Here is a 15,964-nt window from a genome sequence, read left to right as displayed (position 1 = left end):
GGAGCCTGAACTCCCCTTTGTGATCAAGCAGACTGTTTAGCGGCAGCGACTTGAGCGGCCACTTCGGCGGCAAAGTCGTCAACCTTTTTCTCAATACCCTCGCCCACCACATAAAGGGTGAAAGAAGCCACTTGAGTGTTAGCAGCCTTGAGCATTTGTTCAACGCTTTGCTTGTCATTCTTCACAAAAGTTTGATTGAACAAAGACACCTCTTTGAGGTACTTTTGCACAGAGCCTTCCACCATTTTGGTCGCAATGTCTGCAGGCTTGCCAGACTCAGCCGCTTTGGCTGCAGCGACTGAACGCTCTTTTTCGATCAAATCGGCAGGCACGTCGGCACTGGTCAAAGCCACTGGCTTCATTGCAGCCACATGCATAGCGACATCTTTAGCGGCTGTTTCATCGCCGGTAAACTCGACCAACACGCCAATACGGGTGCCGTGCAAGTAAGAAGCCAGCTTGTGTGCGCCGTCAAAACGCTTGAAGCGACGGAAACTCATGTTCTCGCCGATCTTGCCGATCAAACCTTTGCGCACGTCTTCGAGCGTTGGACCAAAACTCTCTTGCTCGTAAGCCAAAGCGCCCAAGGCATCAATAGAGGCTGGGTTGTGCTCTGCCACCAACTTGGCAGCCGCTTGAGCCAAGGCCAAGAAACTGTCGTTCTTGGTCACAAAGTCGGTTTCGCAATTCACTTCCAACAAGGCGCCCGTATTGCCCGTAATGAAGCTGGTTACCACGCCTTCGGCAGTGATTCGGCTAGAAGCCTTGCCAGCTTTGCTGCCCAACTTAACGCGAAGCAACTCTTCTGCCTTGGCCATATCCCCCTCGGCCTCTGTCAAAGCTTTCTTGCACTCCATCATTGGAGCGTCGGTTTTTGCGCGTAACTCAGCGACCATGCTTGCGGTAATTGCTGCCATTTAATTTCTCCGTCATCAGTTCAAAACAATTTGGTTGTGAAAAAGGGGCTTCAGAAGCCCCTTTTCAAGTTTGGGCCGCGTGATTAAGCAGCGACTTCAACGAACTCTTCGTCGCCTTCGGTCACAGCTTTGACCAAGTCGTTGGTAGCGTTGGCACGGCCTTCGATGATCGCGTCAGCGACACCGCGAGCGTACAAAGTCACAGCCTTCGACGAGTCGTCATTGCCTGGGATGATGTAGTCAATACCTTCGGGTGAGTGGTTAGAGTCCACCACGCCAATCAATGGGATGCCCAATTTCTTAGCTTCAGCAATGGCGATTTTGTGGTAACCCACGTCGATCACAAAAATCGCATCTGGCAAAACAGCCATGTCTTGAATGCCGCCAATGTCTTTTTCAAGCTTTTCCATTTCACGCTTGAACATCAGTTGCTCTTTTTTAGACAAGGTCTCCAAGCCAGCTTCTTGCTGGATTTTCATGTCTTTCAAACGCTTGATGGATGTCTTGACCGTTTTGAAGTTAGTCAACATGCCGCCCAACCAACGTTGGTCGACATAAGGCACGCCAGCACGTTGCGCTTCAGCTGCAACGATTTCGCGGGATTGACGCTTGGTACCAATCATCAACACGGTGCCACGGTTCGCAGACAACTGCTTGACGAACTTGATGGCGTCTTGGAACATCGGCAAAGATTTTTCCAAGTTGATGATGTGAATTTTGTTGCGGTGACCAAAGATGAACGGTGACATCTTAGGGTTCCAGAAGCGAGTTTGGTGACCAAAGTGGACGCCGGCTTCCAGCATATCGCGCATAGTGACTGACATAGTAAATACTCCGAAGGTTGGGTCTAAAATTCAGTCCATGATCACCGCAAATTTTCAGACTTGAAAATTTTTGGCAACACCTTGATTGGACTGGTTTGCGAGTGATATTTGTCCGAACTTGAGACAAAGCCTCAACCTCGGAAAAACTATGTGATTCTAGCACACCAATACATGCCCACTACCCCCGCACAGCAGCCTTCCACAAGGTTTAGCCCATGAATATCGCCGTCATTGGTGCAGGCGTGATTGGTATCACCACAGCCTATGAATTGGCAGCTCAGGGACATCGGGTCAGCATTTTTGAGCGCCATGGCGCTGCAGCTGAGGAAGGTAGTTTCGCCAACACGGGCATTGCTTCAGCAGGCTATGCCGCGCCTTGGGCTCGCCCTGGCATGGTCAAGCACGTACTGACACACCTGTGGCAACGCGACACACCTCTGCGCATTTCTAGCCCCAGCATGGCGGATTGGAAGTGGCTGTGGCAAATGCGCAAAGCCTGCAACAGCAATACATTTGCTCGCAACCGCAACATTATGCTGCGCTTGGCTGAATACAGCAGCCACCGGATGCGCGCACTCACCGACACTTTGAACCTAGAGTTCGAACGCAGCCAGGGTTTGATGGTGCTATTGCGCTCCGAACGTGACGTACAACTCATGCAAGATAGTTTGCAAGTGATGCGTGATGCTGGCTTGAGTTTCAAAAAATTGACGCAAGAAGAAGCCCGCGTTATTGAGCCCGCACTAAACCCAGATACCGCGTTTGCGCAAGCCATTCACTTCCCCGATGACGAGGTCAGCAACTGTCGCCAATTCACACTGCTGCTCAAAAGCGAAGCGGAAGCTTTGGGTGTGAAATTTCACTTCAACACGGTTGTGCTGCCCCTTACCAAAGCCCAACCTAAAACCGTTTGCACCGCTCAACACAACATGGGCGAAACATTTGACGCGGTGGTGGTATGTGCAGGTCTTGCCAGCTCGCAACTGCTGCGCCCTTTGGGGCTGCGTATTCCAATTGCTGCCGTGCATGGTTACACCATCAGCGCCGCCGTGCGAGAACCACTGGATGCGCCTCGGAGCGGCATCATTGATGAGCATTACAAAGTGGCCATCAGTCGGCTGGGTATGCGCGTGCGCGTATCGGGCGGCTCAGAGATGGGTGGAGACGCCAAACGCCACGACCCGGCCAGCATCAAAACGCTGTACCGCTTGCTCGACAACTGGTTTCCGGGCGCTGCGCGCACGCAAGACAACGTACAGGTGTGGAAAGGCTCACGCCCCATGCTGCCAGATGGCCCACCCCTAGTGGGCGTTAGCGGGGTATCTGGCGTGTGGCTCAATTTAGGTCATGGTGCCAGTGGCTGGGCCTTGGCCTGCGGCAGCGCGCGCGTGTTGGCAGACAGCATCAGCGGCAAAAGTCCAGATATCGATTTGCAAGGCTTGGGCCTTAAACGCTTGCATCTTCAACGATGAAGCCTTAGGGCTGCTAAGTTTCAATGCGTCACTTAATGCTGCGGCACTGGCAGCATCTGTGCGTTCAAGCGAAGCCCCTTTAGCAGCGGCTTACTTGCGAGACCGGCGGCTCTTGGCAGCGGCTTTTTTCTCAGTCGATTTGGATTCGCCACGCCCATCCTTGTCACCCATTTTGGTGAATGCTTTTTTGACCGCCGTCTTGAAGTTTTGTATGGGTGAACCCGAAGCATCTTTGCCACTGCGTGGCAACAACTCATCGGCTTCTCGCACCAAACGAAAATCAATCTTACGTCCATCTAAGTCCACGCGGCTGACCTGAATACGCACACGCGAGCCAATGCCGTAGCGAATGCCCGTTCGCTCACCTCGGAGCTCTTGACGCATTTCATCAAAGCGGAAATATTCTCCGCCAAGCTCTGTGATGTGCACCAACCCTTCCACATACATGGCATCCAAGGTCACAAACAAACCAAAGCTTGTAGCCGAACTCACGACACCCCCATACTCTTCGCCCAAATGCTCGCGCATGTATTTGCACTTGAGCCATGCTTCCACGTCACGACTCGCCTCATCGGCGCGGCGCTCATTGGCGCTGCAATGTAGGCCGGCAGCTTCCCACGCTTGCAGATCGATCGAAGGCTTGACTTTTTGAATTAGTTTATTTTCTGGCTCACGCACGCGTGAGGCCAAGCGGCGAGCCAACTTGGCATGCGCCTCTCCTGGCGTAGGCAAAGCAGGCAAGGTGTATTTGCGCTTGAGCAAAATCGCTTTGATCACGCGGTGCACCAACAAGTCGGGGTAGCGACGAATTGGGCTGGTGAAGTGGGTGTAGGCCTCAAACGCCAAGCCAAAGTGACCGTTGTTGTCGGGCGTGTAAACCGCTTGAGACATCGAACGCAACAGCATCGAATGGATTTGCTGTGCATCGGGACGCTCTTTGGTGGCCTCTGCAATGGCTTGAAATTCGGCAGGCTTGGGGTTGTCGCCCACTGTCAAACCCACACCTGTAGCTTTGAGGTAGCCGCGCAGCACATCAATCTTGATAGCTGATGGACCTTCGTGCACACGAAATAAGCCAGGGTGCTTGCTTTGCAAAATAAAGTCAGCGCTACACACATTGGCGGCCAACATCGCCTCTTCAATCAACTTGTGGGCATCGTTTCGCACGCGAGGCACGATTTTGTCGATGCGGCCACTTTCGTCACAAACAATTTGTGTTTCGGTCGTTTCAAAGTCCACCGCCCCACGAACCCGACGGGCCTTGGTCAAAGCGCCGTAGACATCGTGCAAGTTGAGCAAATCGTCAACGCGGTCTTTGCGTTTGGCCGCTTCTGGGCCACGCGTGTTTGACAAAATGGCCGCCACTTCGGTGTAGGTGAAACGCGCATGACTGAACATCACTGCGGGGTAAAACTGATAGGCCTCCACATTGCCGGATGCGTTGATCATCATGTCGCACACCATGCATAAGCGTTCGACATCTGGGTTGAGTGAACACAAACCATTCGAGAGCTTTTCGGGCAACATCGGAATCACACGGCGAGGAAAGTACACACTGGTGGCGCGATCATAGGCATCTACGTCAATCGGGCTACCGGTTTCCACGTAGTTACTCACATCGGCAATGGCCACCAATACACGCCAGCCTTTGCCCTTGCCCACTTTGGTGGGTTCGCAATAAACGGCATCGTCAAAGTCACGAGCGTCTTCACCATCGATGGTGACCAAAGGTACATCGGTCAAATCCACGCGGTCTTTTTTATCTTGCGGACGCACCTTGTCTGGCAACCCTCGCGCCATGGCCAAACACGCATCAGAAAATTCATGCGGTACGCCATATTTCCGCACCGCAATTTCGATTTCCATGCCAGGGTCGTCAACCTCGCCCAGCACCTCTTTGATACGACCCACAGGCTGACCGTACAAACTTGGCGGCTCGGTCAACTCAACCACCACCACTTGACCGACCATGGCTTTGGCCGTTGCGCCTTTGTTAATCAACACATCTTGGCCGTAGCGCTTGTCTTCTGGCGCCACTAACCAAACACCACTTTCTTGTAACAAGCGTCCAATGATGGGCTGCTTGGAGCGCTCCAAAATTTCAACTACTCGACCTTCAGGGCGTCCTTTTCGATCTTGGCGAACGACTCGCGCCTTGACGCGGTCGCGGTGCAAAACCGCGCGCATTTCGTTTGGTGGCAAAAAGATATCGGGCGCACCATCATCTCGTTGCACGAAACCATGTCCATCACGGTGACCCGAGACGGTGCCGACAAACTCTTCCAGTAATCCACTGGTCTGAACGGAATTCTTGATACAATGCCTTTCTTTCCTGAAATGCCCAGGTGGCGGAATTGGTAGACGCACTAGTTTCAGGTACTAGCGAGTAACATCGTGCTGGTTCGAGTCCAGTCCTGGGCACCAATATAAGTTAAATGAAAGCCACCTTTTGAGGTGGCTTTTGTTTTTGTTAATTTAAATCGGTAATGCGACAAGATCGTGACCATCTGTCGCCACCACTTTGGCGCGGGTGAATTCACCAACTTTCAACACTTTGCTAAGTTTCTCTGACGGTAACAACTTCACCACGCCGTCAATCTCAGGCGCATCTGCATAACTGCGGCCCACGCCGCCTTTTCGACCACCCGCAGGTGCTGAGTCGACCAACACTTGTAGGGTCGAGCCAATGCGGCGTTTAAGTTTGGCAATAGAAACCTCTTCGGCCACAGCCATGAAACGGGCTCGGCGCTCTTCACGCACTTCTTTTGGCAACATGCCTGCAATGTCGTTGGCTGCAGCACCGTCGACAGGGCTATAAGCAAAACAACCCGCACGATCGATTTCGGCTTCACGCACGAAGTTGAGCAAGTGCTCAAACTCTTCTTCGGTCTCGCCGGGAAAACCAGCAATGAAAGTGCTGCGAATCACGATTTGCGGGCATAGTTCGCGCCAACGCGCAATGCGCTCAAGATTTTTCTCGCCGCTGGCTGGGCGCTTCATGCGCTTTAACACATCTGGGTGGCTGTGTTGGAACGGCACATCCAGATACGGCAACACATGGCCCGTAGCCATCAAAGGAATAATCTCGTCCACGCTCGGGTATGGGTACACATAATGCAACCGCACCCAAGCGCCATAGGTTTGCGCCAGCTTAGCCAAGGCTTGCGCCAACTCTAAGGTACGCGTCTTAATCGGTTGGCCGTCAAAGAATCCCGTGATGTATTTCACATCCACGCCATAGGCTGAGGTGTCTTGACTGATGACCAACAATTCCTTCACACCACCTTCAAATAAAGCACGGGCCTCTTTGAGCACATCACCAATGGGGCGGCTCACCAAATCCCCACGCATGGACGGAATGATGCAAAAAGTACAACGGTGGTTGCAGCCTTCGCTGATTTTTAAATACGCATAGTGCTTGGGTGTGAGCTTGACGCCCGCTTCACCAAAACTGTTGGGCACCAAGTCGATGAATGGGTCGTGCGGCTTGGGTAAATGCGCGTGCACGGCGTCCATCACCTCTTGCGTCGCGTGTGGGCCTGTGACAGCCAACACGCTGGGATGCATTTGCATCACCAAGTTGGCGCCACCTTTAGCTTGACGTGCGCCTAAGCAACCCGTGACGATGACCTTGCCATTTTCGGCCAAAGCTTCGCCTATGGTGTCCAAGCTTTCTTTGACCGCGTCATCAATGAAGCCACAGGTATTGACGATGACCAAATCAGCGCCAGCAAAAGTTTTAGAGGTTTGATAGCCCTCGGCGCTGAGTTGCGTCAAGATAAGTTCGGAATCGGTCAAAGCCTTGGGGCAACCCAAGCTCACAAAGCCAACTTTTGGTGCGTTTATTACTTCTGTCATTTACGTTTTAGTCCCATCACATCCATCATGTGTTCGGTTTGTTTTTGCAATTGCTCGGCATAGCTGTTCATAAGTGTAGGCACGATGGGCAACTGCGGTACGTTGTCCATAAACGTTTGCACGTTTTTTTCTAAATAAGAACCCATAAAGCCTTGCATCGAATGCCCATAAAAGCGAATGATGCTGACCAAGACTTGTTCGGTCAGGATAGGCGCGCCCTCTGACTCATGCTCCAAGATGATTTGTAACAGGATGCTGCGCGTCAGGTCTTCCCCTGACTTGGCATCCAACACGCGAAACGGCGTGTTGTTCATCACCAGTTGCTTGATATCTGCCAATGCCACGTAGCTGGATGACGCGGTGTCATACAAGCGGCGATTGGGGTACTTCTTGATCACGCGGACTGGCGTGTCATCTGAAGCTGCTGATTTTTTGCTGCTCATCGAAGTCAGCTCCCGTTAACAAAGAAAAGCCCAGAACTGTTCAAACAGTGCCGGGCTTGACGGGGAACAATATGGTAGGCGCGATTGGAATCGAACCAACGACCCCCACCATGTCAAGGTGGTGCTCTAACCAACTGAGCTACGCGCCTACATTGTTCGAAGCCAGAATCATAGCAGACTTCAACGGCGTTTTGCGGCACCCACGCCGCGAACTTCCTTCACCAAGCCCAAAACTTTTTGCAAGCGACGTGAATCACCCACTTCCACCGTGAAGGTCATCCAAGCGAGGTCTTTCAAAGACTGTGTTTGAACGCCAATCACGTTCATCTTTTCTTTGGCAAACACTTCTGAGATGTCGCGTAACAAGCCCTGCCGGTCCACGGCTTCAATGTTCACATCCACCGGATACACCATGGCTTGTGCAGATGCCGATTTTCCCCAGTCAACCTCAATCACACGGCCGCCGCTGCGAATAGCCATTTGGCGAAAATTGCCGCAATCGGCCCGATGAATACTCACGCCTTTGCCGCGTGTCACAAAGCCACGAATGTCATCGGGTGGTGCAGGCTTACAGCATTTGCTGAGTTGCGTGAGCAAAGAATCAATGCCCACCACCAACACGCCACTTTGAGTTGTTTTGTCATGGGCCCGTGCTTTTTTCAGACGCACATAATCGTCTGCATCCATGACCGTGGCTGGCGGGTTTAACAAGGTTTCGATATTGCGCAGCGAGAACTCGTCTTTACCCACAACCTCAAACAGCGCCTCTGCAGATTTAAAGCCTAGCTGCGACGCCAAATCATCCAGCTTCATCGCTGTTTTGCCTTCGCGCTGCAACAGTTTTTCCACCGCCTCGCGCCCTTTAGCTGCCGTTTCTTGCATGGCCTGAGCGTTGAACCAAGCACGCACTTTTGAACGCGCCCGTGAGCTAACCAAAAAACCCAGCTCGGCATTGAGCCAATCACGCGATGGACCGCCCTCTTTAATGGCTGTCACCTCCACGGTTTGCCCGTTTTTCAACTGAGTGTTGAGCGGCACCATCGCGCCGTCCACACGAGCTCCGCGGCAACGATGGCCAAGGTTGGTATGCAGCGTGTAGGCAAAGTCAATCGGCGTGCCGCCCTGGGGCAACTCGACCACAGCAGCGTCAGGCGTCAGCACATAAATGCGGTCGCTCAAAGCATCGGTGGTTGCTTGACTTTGAGCACCGGCTGACAACTCACGCTCCCAGGCTAAGAGCTGACGCAGCACGGCAATCTTGGCATCGTAAGCGCCAGAGGCGCTGACTCCGGCATAGCCCTTGGTGCCCGCCTCTTTGTAAGCCCAGTGAGCAGCTACACCATGTTCGGCATGGTCATGCATCTCTTGCGTGCGTATTTGAATTTCAATGGGTCGCCCCTGCGCATCGCGCACCACGGTGTGCAACGACTGGTAACCATTGGATTTAGGCTTGGCGATGTAGTCGTCAAACTCAGAGTCAATAGGCATAAACTGGCTGTGCACCATGCTCAAAGTGGCATAGCAGTCGGGTACAGAAGGTACCACCACCCTTAAAGCGCGCACGTCAAACACATGCGAAAAGTCAAGCGACTTACCCCGCATTTTTTTCACGATGCTGTAGATGTGCTTGGGGCGTCCTGCTACTTGCGCCGAGACACCCTGGGCTTTTAAGTCAGCCTCAAGGCTTTCACGCAAATGCATCATGTAGTTTTCTCGCTCCACACGTTTTTCGTCGAGCAGCGAGGCAATTTCACGGTAGGTTTTAGGCTCAAGAAAACGGAAAGACAAATCTTCCATCTCCCACTTGATTTGCCAAATGCCCAAGCGGTTAGCCAATGGCGCAAACACATGCAAAGACTCATAAGCCAAACTATGCGGCACGGGCTGCTTGCTGGCAGCAAAGTAGCGCAGAGTTTGCAAGCGCGACGCCAAGCGCAGCAACACCACGCGCAGGTCGCGCGAAAACGCCAACAGCATCTTGCGCACGTTTTCGGTTTGTAGGGACGCGACTTGCGACTCAGCAGCCACTGCTCGCGCTTGGCGTTGGACGCGAATTAAACGCGTGGTTTCTATCGCCAGCTCGGCAAAACTCGCGCCAAAAGCTTTCGCAATCACCTCTTCTGGCTTTTGCAAATGTTCAGCGGCATACACCAAATAGCAGGCCGCCTGCATGGCTTCAGAGCCGCCGATTTGATCCAAAATAGCAGTCACCGCATCGGCATGCGTCAGCGTATCTTCTCCTGTATCCAGCAGTGCGCCGATCAATAAAGGCTGCGCAAACGCACGAGCTCGTGTCAACGCCTCTGGCTGGTCTGGTAAATCTTGCAGCGTTGCGCTTAAGAGCGAGGTGCGCTGCGTTTCTCCGTTATGTTTCATGTAAGCCGCTGAACCGCATAATATCTATAGGTTTCTCATCGTAATGCATGGAGTTTTGAAAATGTCTGAACGCACACTCATCGGTAAAACAGCTTTGGTCACGGGTTCTACCAGCGGCATTGGTCTAGGTATCGCCAAATCACTAGCTCGCCAAGGGGCCAACATCATCCTGAACGGTTTTGGTGATGTCGAAGGCCCCAAGGCCGAAGTAGCTGCTTTAGGCGTGAAAGTGGATTACCACGGCGCGGATATGAGCAAAGCTGTGGAGATAGAAGCCATGATGAAGTTTTCTGCCGACCTCTTTGGTGGCGTCGACATTTTGGTGAACAACGCGGGCATCCAACACGTAGCTTCGGTCGAAGACTTTCCTGTCGAGCGCTGGGACGCCATCATCGCCATCAACCTCACCAGCGCATTTCACACCTCGCGCCTAGCTTTGCCGCACATGCAAAAGCAAAACTGGGGCCGCATCATCAACGTGGCATCTGTTCATGGCTTGGTAGGGTCAGCGCAAAAGTCAGCTTATGTCGCGGCGAAACACGGCATCGTTGGGCTAACTAAGGTCACGGCTCTTGAGAACGCAACCACTGGCGTGACATGCAACGCCATTTGTCCAGGCTGGGTGCTGACACCGCTGGTACAAAAACAAGTTGATGCCAAAGCAGCGGCCTTGAACATCTCCAACGAAGACGCTATCCAGTTGCTCTTGGGTGAAAAAGAACCTTCTAAGCAGTTCACCACGCCCGAAGAATTGGGTGACTTGGCTGTTTTCTTTTGCTCTAAAGCGGGCAACAATGTGCGCGGCGTCTCTTGGAACATGGATGGGGGTTGGGCTGCTCAGTAACTAACTAGTTATAACTGGTCTTTGGTAAGCATTATTTAATAAATTTTTACTTATCCATAAAATAAAAAGACCATTTATGAATTACCTTTGAGGTATGACACAAACCTACCCCAAAGAGACCAGCAAATTTGCAGATCGTTTTCGCGCCGCTCTCAAAGATGCTGGCGTTCGAGTCTCTGCTACCGTCGTTGCAAATGAATTCAACTTGAGATATTGGGGTGAGGGAATCTCTTCCCACGCTGCGCGAAATTGGCTCATGGGTGTGTCCATTCCCAAGCAAGACAAACTACTTGTCTTGTCAAAGTGGCTTAAGATTTCACCTGAAGGCCTGCTGTTTGGCACACCGCCGCCTCGTCCTGCGGATGAATCTTTGACAGATGAGCGCATCAACTTGGTTGACCAACAGCTGATTTCTCGCTACTTCGCTTTGCAACCCGAACACCGGCGCGTGGTACGCGAAGTGGTTGAGGGTTTGGCAACTTTAAGCCCCAAACCCTCAAGCAATTAGTAAATCAGCGCAACTGCGCGAGCTTCCATACTTAGGCCCTGCCCCACAGGGCCTATTTTTTCGGCTGTCTTGGCCTTCACATTCACACGAGACACATCAATGTCCAAGGCCTGCGCAATGCGTTGGCACATCGCTGGCATGTGAGCGGCCAGCTTGGGCGATTGCGCAATCACGGTGCTATCGATGTTGCCAATCTGGAAACCAGCAGAACGTAAGAGCTGCGCGGTAGTTTGCAGCAACACCCAAGAGTCGGCACCTTTATAAGCGGCATCGGTGTCTGAAAAGTGCCTGCCAATGTCACCGAGTGCCGCTGCACCCAGCAAAGCATCGGTAATCGCGTGCAGCAACACGTCCGCATCTGAGTGGCCTAGCAAACCGTGTGTGTGCTCAATACGCACACCGCCCAGCATGAGAGGACGGCCTTCAACCAAGGCGTGGACATCCCAGCCTTCACCAATTCGAAATGCAGGTACGGTCATCGTGTGATCTTTCAATGAATCTGTAGGTTCAAGGACGTGAATTCAAAAAAGCGGCAGCCAAGGCAAAGTCCTCTGGGTAAGTGACCTTGAAGTTTTGTGCATTGCCAGGCACGAGCAAAGGGCTGAGGCCCATCGACTCAATGGCACTGGCTTCATCGGTCACTACAGCACCCGCGTGCTCTAACGCTTGAAGCAGCAAGCCGATACGAAACATTTGCGGCGTTTGCGCCAACCACTTATCGGCACGATCAACTGTCTGGGCCACACGCCCATTCTTTTCAGTCTTCAAAGTGTCGGCTAATTTGTGGGCCAGCAAACCGCCCACCGCATCATTTTGGCAAGCATCTATCAAAGCATTGATTTGCGCGGGGGTGACCAAGCAGCGTGCAGCGTCGTGCACCAGCACCCAATCGGCGTCCTGAGCGCCCTGCTTCAAAAGTTCACGCAAACCGGCCAGCACGCTCTCAGCGCGCGTTGCGCCGCCCGTGCGCGATGTCGAAAACAATGAAAGCGGATGCGCTGTCAGCACGCCATCCATGTGCGCATCATCAGGTGCCAACACCAACACACCCTTCGAGATGCGCTGCACACCAGCAAAGGCATTGAGCGTGTGCACCACCATGGGCAAGCCAGCAATGGGTTGGTATTGCTTGGGCATAGCAGTGCCCGCGCGGCTGCCAAAACCCGCACAGGGAATGACTGCAAAGAAACGCATAGAGGTAGATGTATGAAGGGACATTAAATAGGTTTGAGCTTCGGCGAGAAGAAAGCCCAGCCCACATTCTAGAATTACCCAAATGCACCTGCCCTCATTGAGTCCCGGCAAACGATTTGCCCTGCCCCGCCCTATCGGTTCTGCCGATGCTTTGCTGCTCGCGCAGTTAGGCACTCGCGAAAAAGCCAAACATCAACATGTCGCTATCGTCACCGCCGATGCGGGAGACGCGCAGCGGTTGCAAGACGAAATGGCATTCTTCGCCCCCGACTTGCGCTGCGTGCTCTTCCCCGATTGGGAAACGCTTCCCTACGACAGCTTCTCGCCCCATCAAGACCTGATCAGCGAGCGCTTGGCCACGCTGTGGCGCATCTCGCAAGGCGATGCCGATGTGGTGCTCATTCCCGCCACCACCGCGCTGTACCGCTTGGCCCCCCCCGCGTTCTTGGCGGGCTACACCTTCCATTTCAAGGTCAAGCAAGCACTTGACGAAGCCAAGCTCAAATCGCAACTCACGCTGGCAGGCTACACGCACGTGACCCAAGTGGTCAGTCCAGGTGAGTACGCCGTGCGCGGCGGTCTGATTGACCTGTTCCCCATGGGTTCGCTGGTGCCCTACCGCGTCGATTTGTTTGACAACGAAATCGACTCCATCCGCACCTTTGACCCCGACAGCCAACGCAGCCTGTACCCCGTGCCCGAAGTGCGCTTGCTACCAGGGCGCGAGTTCCCGATGGACGATGCCGCACGCGCGTTGTTTCGCAACCGTTGGCGCGAAATGCTTGAGGGCGACCCGACCAAGAGCCGTATTTACAAAGATATTGGCAACGGCGTCGCCACCGCAGGCATTGAGTACTACCTACCCTTGTTCTTTGAAGAAACCGCCACGGTGTTTGATTACCTTGGCTCATCTGCCACTGTGGTGTTGCACGGCGATTTAGAGCCTGTGTTCCAGCGCTTTTGGCAAGACACGCAAGACCGCTATCGTTTGGTGCAAGGTGACCCTGAGCGTCCTGCTTTATCGCCCGCCCATTTGTTTTTGAGCGCGGAGCAGTTCTACGCCGCCGCTAACAGCTATGCGCAGTTTGCGTTGCGCCCTCACGTCACAGACGTAGTCGACAACGCGTTTGTCCAAAACCTGCCCGACCTCACAGTGGTGCGCGGCGCGGCAGACCCCCTACAAAAACTGCAAGCCTATGCTGGCCACACGGCCAACCGCTTGCTCATCTTGGCCGAAAGCGATGGCCGCCGCGAAAGCTTGCTCGACTTTCTACGCTCCTCCAACCTCAACCCACCCGCCTTTGACTCGCTGGCTGAGTTTGAAGCGAGTGCAGAAAAGTTCGGCATCGCCACCGCCGCCTTGCAAGTCGGGTTCAGCTGGACCGAAGCCGGCCTAGACCTGATCACCGAGACCGAGCTGTTTGCGGTGGGTGCCACCACACGCCGACGCAAGAAACAAGAGCAAGTCAGCGACGTAGAAGCCCTCATCAAAGACTTGGCTGAACTCAACCTAGGAGACCCCGTGGTGCACAACGCCCACGGCATTGGCCGCTACCGTGGTTTGGTCAATATGGACTTGGGCGAAAAGAACGCCGACGGCACACCCGCCCTGCAAGAGTTCTTGCACCTCGAATATGCTGACAGCGCCGTGCTCTATGTGCCGGTGAGCCAGCTGCACCTGATCGGCCGCTACACCGGCGTGAGTGCCGACGAAGCCCCTTTGCACAAACTTGGCTCCGCCCAATGGGACAAAGCCAAACGCCGCGCTGCCGAGCAAGTGCGCGATGCCGCTGCCGAGCTGCTGAACATCTACGCCCGCCGCGCGACGCGCCAAGGCCACCCCTTCCGCTACTCACCGCAAGACTACGAAACCTTCGCCAACGACTTTGGCTTTGAAGAAACCGCCGACCAACGCGCCGCCATCCACGCGGTCATGCAAGACATGATCAGCCCACGCCCCATGGACCGCCTGATTTGTGGCGACGTGGGCTTTGGCAAAACCGAAGTGGCCTTGCGTGCCGCGTTTGTGGCTGTCACAGGCGGCAAGCAAGTGGCCTTCTTAGCGCCCACCACCTTGTTGGCCGAACAGCATTACCAAACCTTGGTCGACCGCTTTAGCAAATGGCCCATCAAAATTGCTGAAATGAGCCGCTTTCGCTCCGCCAAAGAAATCACCGCCGCTGCCAAAGGTTTGGCTGAAGGCCAAGTCGACATCGTGATCGGCACGCACAAGTTGCTGAGCGAGTCCGTCAAATTCAAAGACCTCGGTCTGCTCATCATTGATGAAGAGCACCGCTTTGGCGTGCGCCACAAAGAAGCCATGAAGGCCATGCGCGCAGAGGTGGACATCCTCACGCTCACCGCCACGCCCATCCCTCGCACCTTGGGCATGGCGCTCGAGGGCCTGCGCGACTTGAGCGTGATTGCCACCGCACCGCAACGCCGCCTGGCCATCAAAACATTTGTCCGCAACGAAGGCAACGGCGTGATTCGCGAAGCTGTGCTGCGCGAACTCAAACGGGGTGGCCAGTGCTACTTCTTGCACAACGATGTGGCAACCATTGAAAACCGTCGCGCACAGCTAGAAGAGCTGCTGCCCGAAGCCCGCATCGCCGTGGCCCACGGCCAATTACCCGAGCGCGAACTTGAACGCGTCATGCGTGACTTTGTAGCCCAACGCTACAACATACTGCTGTGCTCCACCATCATCGAAACCGGCATTGACGTGCCGAGCGCCAACACCATCATCATGAGCCGCGCCGACAAGTTTGGTTTGGCCCAGCTGCACCAGCTGCGAGGCCGCGTGGGTCGAAGCCACCACCAAGCCTATGCCTACCTCATGGTGCCCGACACACAGGGCCTGACCAAACAAGCCGCGCAACGCTTGGACGCGATTCAACAAATGGAAGAACTGGGCTCCGGCTTTTACCTCGCCATGCACGACCTTGAAATCCGAGGCGCGGGTGAAGTGCTGGGCGAAAACCAAAGCGGCAACATGCTGGAAGTGGGCTTTCAGCTCTACAACGAGATGCTCAGCGAAGCCGTGCGCGCCTTGAAGAACGGTGAAGAGCCAGACCTGCTCAGCCCCTTGAGCGCTACCACCGAAATCAACCTGCACGCACCCGCCCTGCTGCCCGACGACTACTGCGGCGATGTGCATCTGCGCCTGTCGTTCTACAAAAAATTGGCCACCGCCAAAACGGGCGACCAAATCGACGCGCTGCTAGAAGAAATTGTGGACCGCTTTGGCAAACTGCCCGCACAAGCGCAAACCTTGATCGATGTGCACCGTCTACGCGTTCAAGCCCGCAGCTATGGCGTGACCAAAGTCGATGCCACCCCCGGTGTGACCCACATCAGCTTCAAACCCAACCCGCCGTTTGATGCCATGCGCATCATCGAGCTGGTGCAGAAAAACAAACACATCAAACTGGCCGGCAACGACCGCCTGCGCATCGAACGTGAGCTGCCGGAGCCCAAAGCCCGTGCGCAAATGGTGCGCGATGTGTTGCGGTCGTTGGGTACGCC

At 54.2% G+C, this 15,964-nt stretch carries 12 protein-coding genes and 2 tRNA genes; 5 read left to right on the top strand and 9 right to left on the bottom strand.

The features are described from left to right. Positions 1-23: 23 nt before the first annotated feature. A complete protein-coding gene (gene tsf / locus ABWP81_RS02505; protein WP_353135515.1) occupies positions 24-917 on the bottom strand; it encodes a translation elongation factor Ts in 894 nt (297 codons plus the stop codon). 83 nt (positions 918-1,000) lie between these two features. After that, positions 1,001-1,741 carry a 30S ribosomal protein S2 gene (gene rpsB / locus ABWP81_RS02500; RefSeq protein WP_353135512.1) on the bottom strand — a complete coding sequence of 247 codons (741 nt, stop codon included), beginning with the start codon at positions 1,739-1,741 and terminating at the stop codon, positions 1,001-1,003. 215 nt (positions 1,742-1,956) lie between these two features. Between rpsB and ABWP81_RS02495 the strand changes: the two genes are divergently transcribed. Next, positions 1,957-3,213: a D-amino acid dehydrogenase gene (locus ABWP81_RS02495; RefSeq protein ID WP_353139024.1), complete on the top strand. Its 1,257-nt coding sequence runs from the start codon at positions 1,957-1,959 to the stop codon at positions 3,211-3,213. A 90-nt stretch (positions 3,214-3,303) separates the two neighbouring features. Here ABWP81_RS02495 and rnr read toward each other — a convergent pair whose 3' ends face one another. Then, positions 3,304-5,529: a ribonuclease R gene (gene rnr / locus ABWP81_RS02490; RefSeq protein ID WP_353139172.1), complete on the bottom strand. Its 2,226-nt coding sequence runs from the start codon at positions 5,527-5,529 to the stop codon at positions 3,304-3,306. Positions 5,530-5,552: 23 nt separating this feature from the next. On the opposite strand from rnr, the gene ABWP81_RS02485 reads away from it, so the two are divergent. Further along, positions 5,553-5,637, top strand: a tRNA-Leu gene (locus tag ABWP81_RS02485). 51 nt (positions 5,638-5,688) lie between these two features. On the opposite strand, the gene rimO is transcribed toward ABWP81_RS02485, so the two are convergent. The 4 genes from rimO to ABWP81_RS02465 form a co-directional block, all read right to left on the bottom strand. Next, on the bottom strand, positions 5,689-7,071 hold the full coding sequence (rimO, locus tag ABWP81_RS02480; protein ID WP_353139021.1) for a 30S ribosomal protein S12 methylthiotransferase RimO: 1,383 nt from the start codon (positions 7,069-7,071) through the stop codon (positions 5,689-5,691). Continuing rightward, a complete protein-coding gene (gene phaR / locus ABWP81_RS02475; protein WP_353139018.1) occupies positions 7,068-7,514 on the bottom strand; it encodes a polyhydroxyalkanoate synthesis repressor PhaR in 447 nt (148 codons plus the stop codon). The genes rimO and phaR overlap by 4 nt, the downstream gene beginning before the upstream one ends. Positions 7,515-7,586: 72 nt before the next feature. After that, positions 7,587-7,663: transfer RNA gene (locus ABWP81_RS02470), tRNA-Val, on the bottom strand. Between the two features lie 31 nt (positions 7,664-7,694). Further along, a complete protein-coding gene (locus ABWP81_RS02465; protein ID WP_353139015.1) occupies positions 7,695-9,890 on the bottom strand; it encodes a RelA/SpoT family protein in 2,196 nt (731 codons plus the stop codon). A 61-nt stretch (positions 9,891-9,951) separates the two neighbouring features. Between ABWP81_RS02465 and ABWP81_RS02460 the strand changes: the two genes are divergently transcribed. Together ABWP81_RS02460 and ABWP81_RS02455 are read left to right on the top strand one after the other, a co-directional pair. Further along, entirely contained in the window at positions 9,952-10,734 is a 783-nt protein-coding gene (locus ABWP81_RS02460; protein ID WP_353139012.1) for a 3-hydroxybutyrate dehydrogenase, read from the top strand. Between the two features lie 94 nt (positions 10,735-10,828). Then, positions 10,829-11,242: a hypothetical protein gene (locus ABWP81_RS02455; protein WP_353133437.1), complete on the top strand. Its 414-nt coding sequence runs from the start codon at positions 10,829-10,831 to the stop codon at positions 11,240-11,242. Here the strand turns inward: ABWP81_RS02455 and ispF are convergent. Together ispF and ispD are read right to left on the bottom strand one after the other, a co-directional pair. Then, positions 11,239-11,721 carry a 2-C-methyl-D-erythritol 2,4-cyclodiphosphate synthase gene (ispF, locus tag ABWP81_RS02450; RefSeq protein WP_353139009.1) on the bottom strand — a complete coding sequence of 161 codons (483 nt, stop codon included), beginning with the start codon at positions 11,719-11,721 and terminating at the stop codon, positions 11,239-11,241. The genes ABWP81_RS02455 and ispF overlap by 4 nt on opposite strands. A 28-nt stretch (positions 11,722-11,749) precedes the next feature. After that, the gene (gene ispD, locus ABWP81_RS02445; RefSeq protein ID WP_353139006.1) at positions 11,750-12,460 is read right to left on the bottom strand and encodes a 2-C-methyl-D-erythritol 4-phosphate cytidylyltransferase; all 711 of its coding nucleotides are present in this window, start codon (positions 12,458-12,460) and stop codon (positions 11,750-11,752) included. A 58-nt stretch (positions 12,461-12,518) separates the two neighbouring features. On the opposite strand from ispD, the gene mfd reads away from it, so the two are divergent. Next, positions 12,519-15,964, top strand: a 3,446-nt coding sequence (gene mfd / locus ABWP81_RS02440; protein ID WP_353139003.1) for a transcription-repair coupling factor, incomplete at its 3' end; no start/stop codon positions are given.

The sequence above is a fragment of the Limnohabitans sp. genome (genome assembly GCF_040401135.1).
Taxonomy (GTDB): domain Bacteria; phylum Pseudomonadota; class Gammaproteobacteria; order Burkholderiales; family Burkholderiaceae_C; genus Limnohabitans.
This window is presented reverse-complemented; position numbering and strand designations above follow the sequence as displayed.

Excerpts from the sequence above, each read along its gene's own strand:
- tsf (WP_353135515.1), bottom strand. The coding sequence starts at position 917 with ATGGCAGCAATTACCGCAAGCATGGTCGCTGAGTTACGCGCAAAAACC.
- rpsB (WP_353135512.1), bottom strand. The coding sequence starts at position 1,741 with ATGTCAGTCACTATGCGCGATATGCTGGAAGCCGGCGTCCACTTTGGT.
- ABWP81_RS02495 (WP_353139024.1), top strand. The coding sequence starts at position 1,957 with ATGAATATCGCCGTCATTGGTGCAGGCGTGATTGGTATCACCACAGCC.
- rimO (WP_353139021.1), bottom strand. The coding sequence starts at position 7,071 with ATGACAGAAGTAATAAACGCACCAAAAGTTGGCTTTGTGAGCTTGGGT.
- phaR (WP_353139018.1), bottom strand. The coding sequence starts at position 7,514 with ATGAGCAGCAAAAAATCAGCAGCTTCAGATGACACGCCAGTCCGCGTG.
- ABWP81_RS02465 (WP_353139015.1), bottom strand. The coding sequence starts at position 9,890 with ATGAAACATAACGGAGAAACGCAGCGCACCTCGCTCTTAAGCGCAACG.
- ABWP81_RS02460 (WP_353139012.1), top strand. The coding sequence starts at position 9,952 with ATGTCTGAACGCACACTCATCGGTAAAACAGCTTTGGTCACGGGTTCT.
- ABWP81_RS02455 (WP_353133437.1), top strand. The coding sequence starts at position 10,829 with ATGACACAAACCTACCCCAAAGAGACCAGCAAATTTGCAGATCGTTTT.
- ispF (WP_353139009.1), bottom strand. The coding sequence starts at position 11,721 with ATGACCGTACCTGCATTTCGAATTGGTGAAGGCTGGGATGTCCACGCC.
- ispD (WP_353139006.1), bottom strand. The coding sequence starts at position 12,460 with ATGTCCCTTCATACATCTACCTCTATGCGTTTCTTTGCAGTCATTCCC.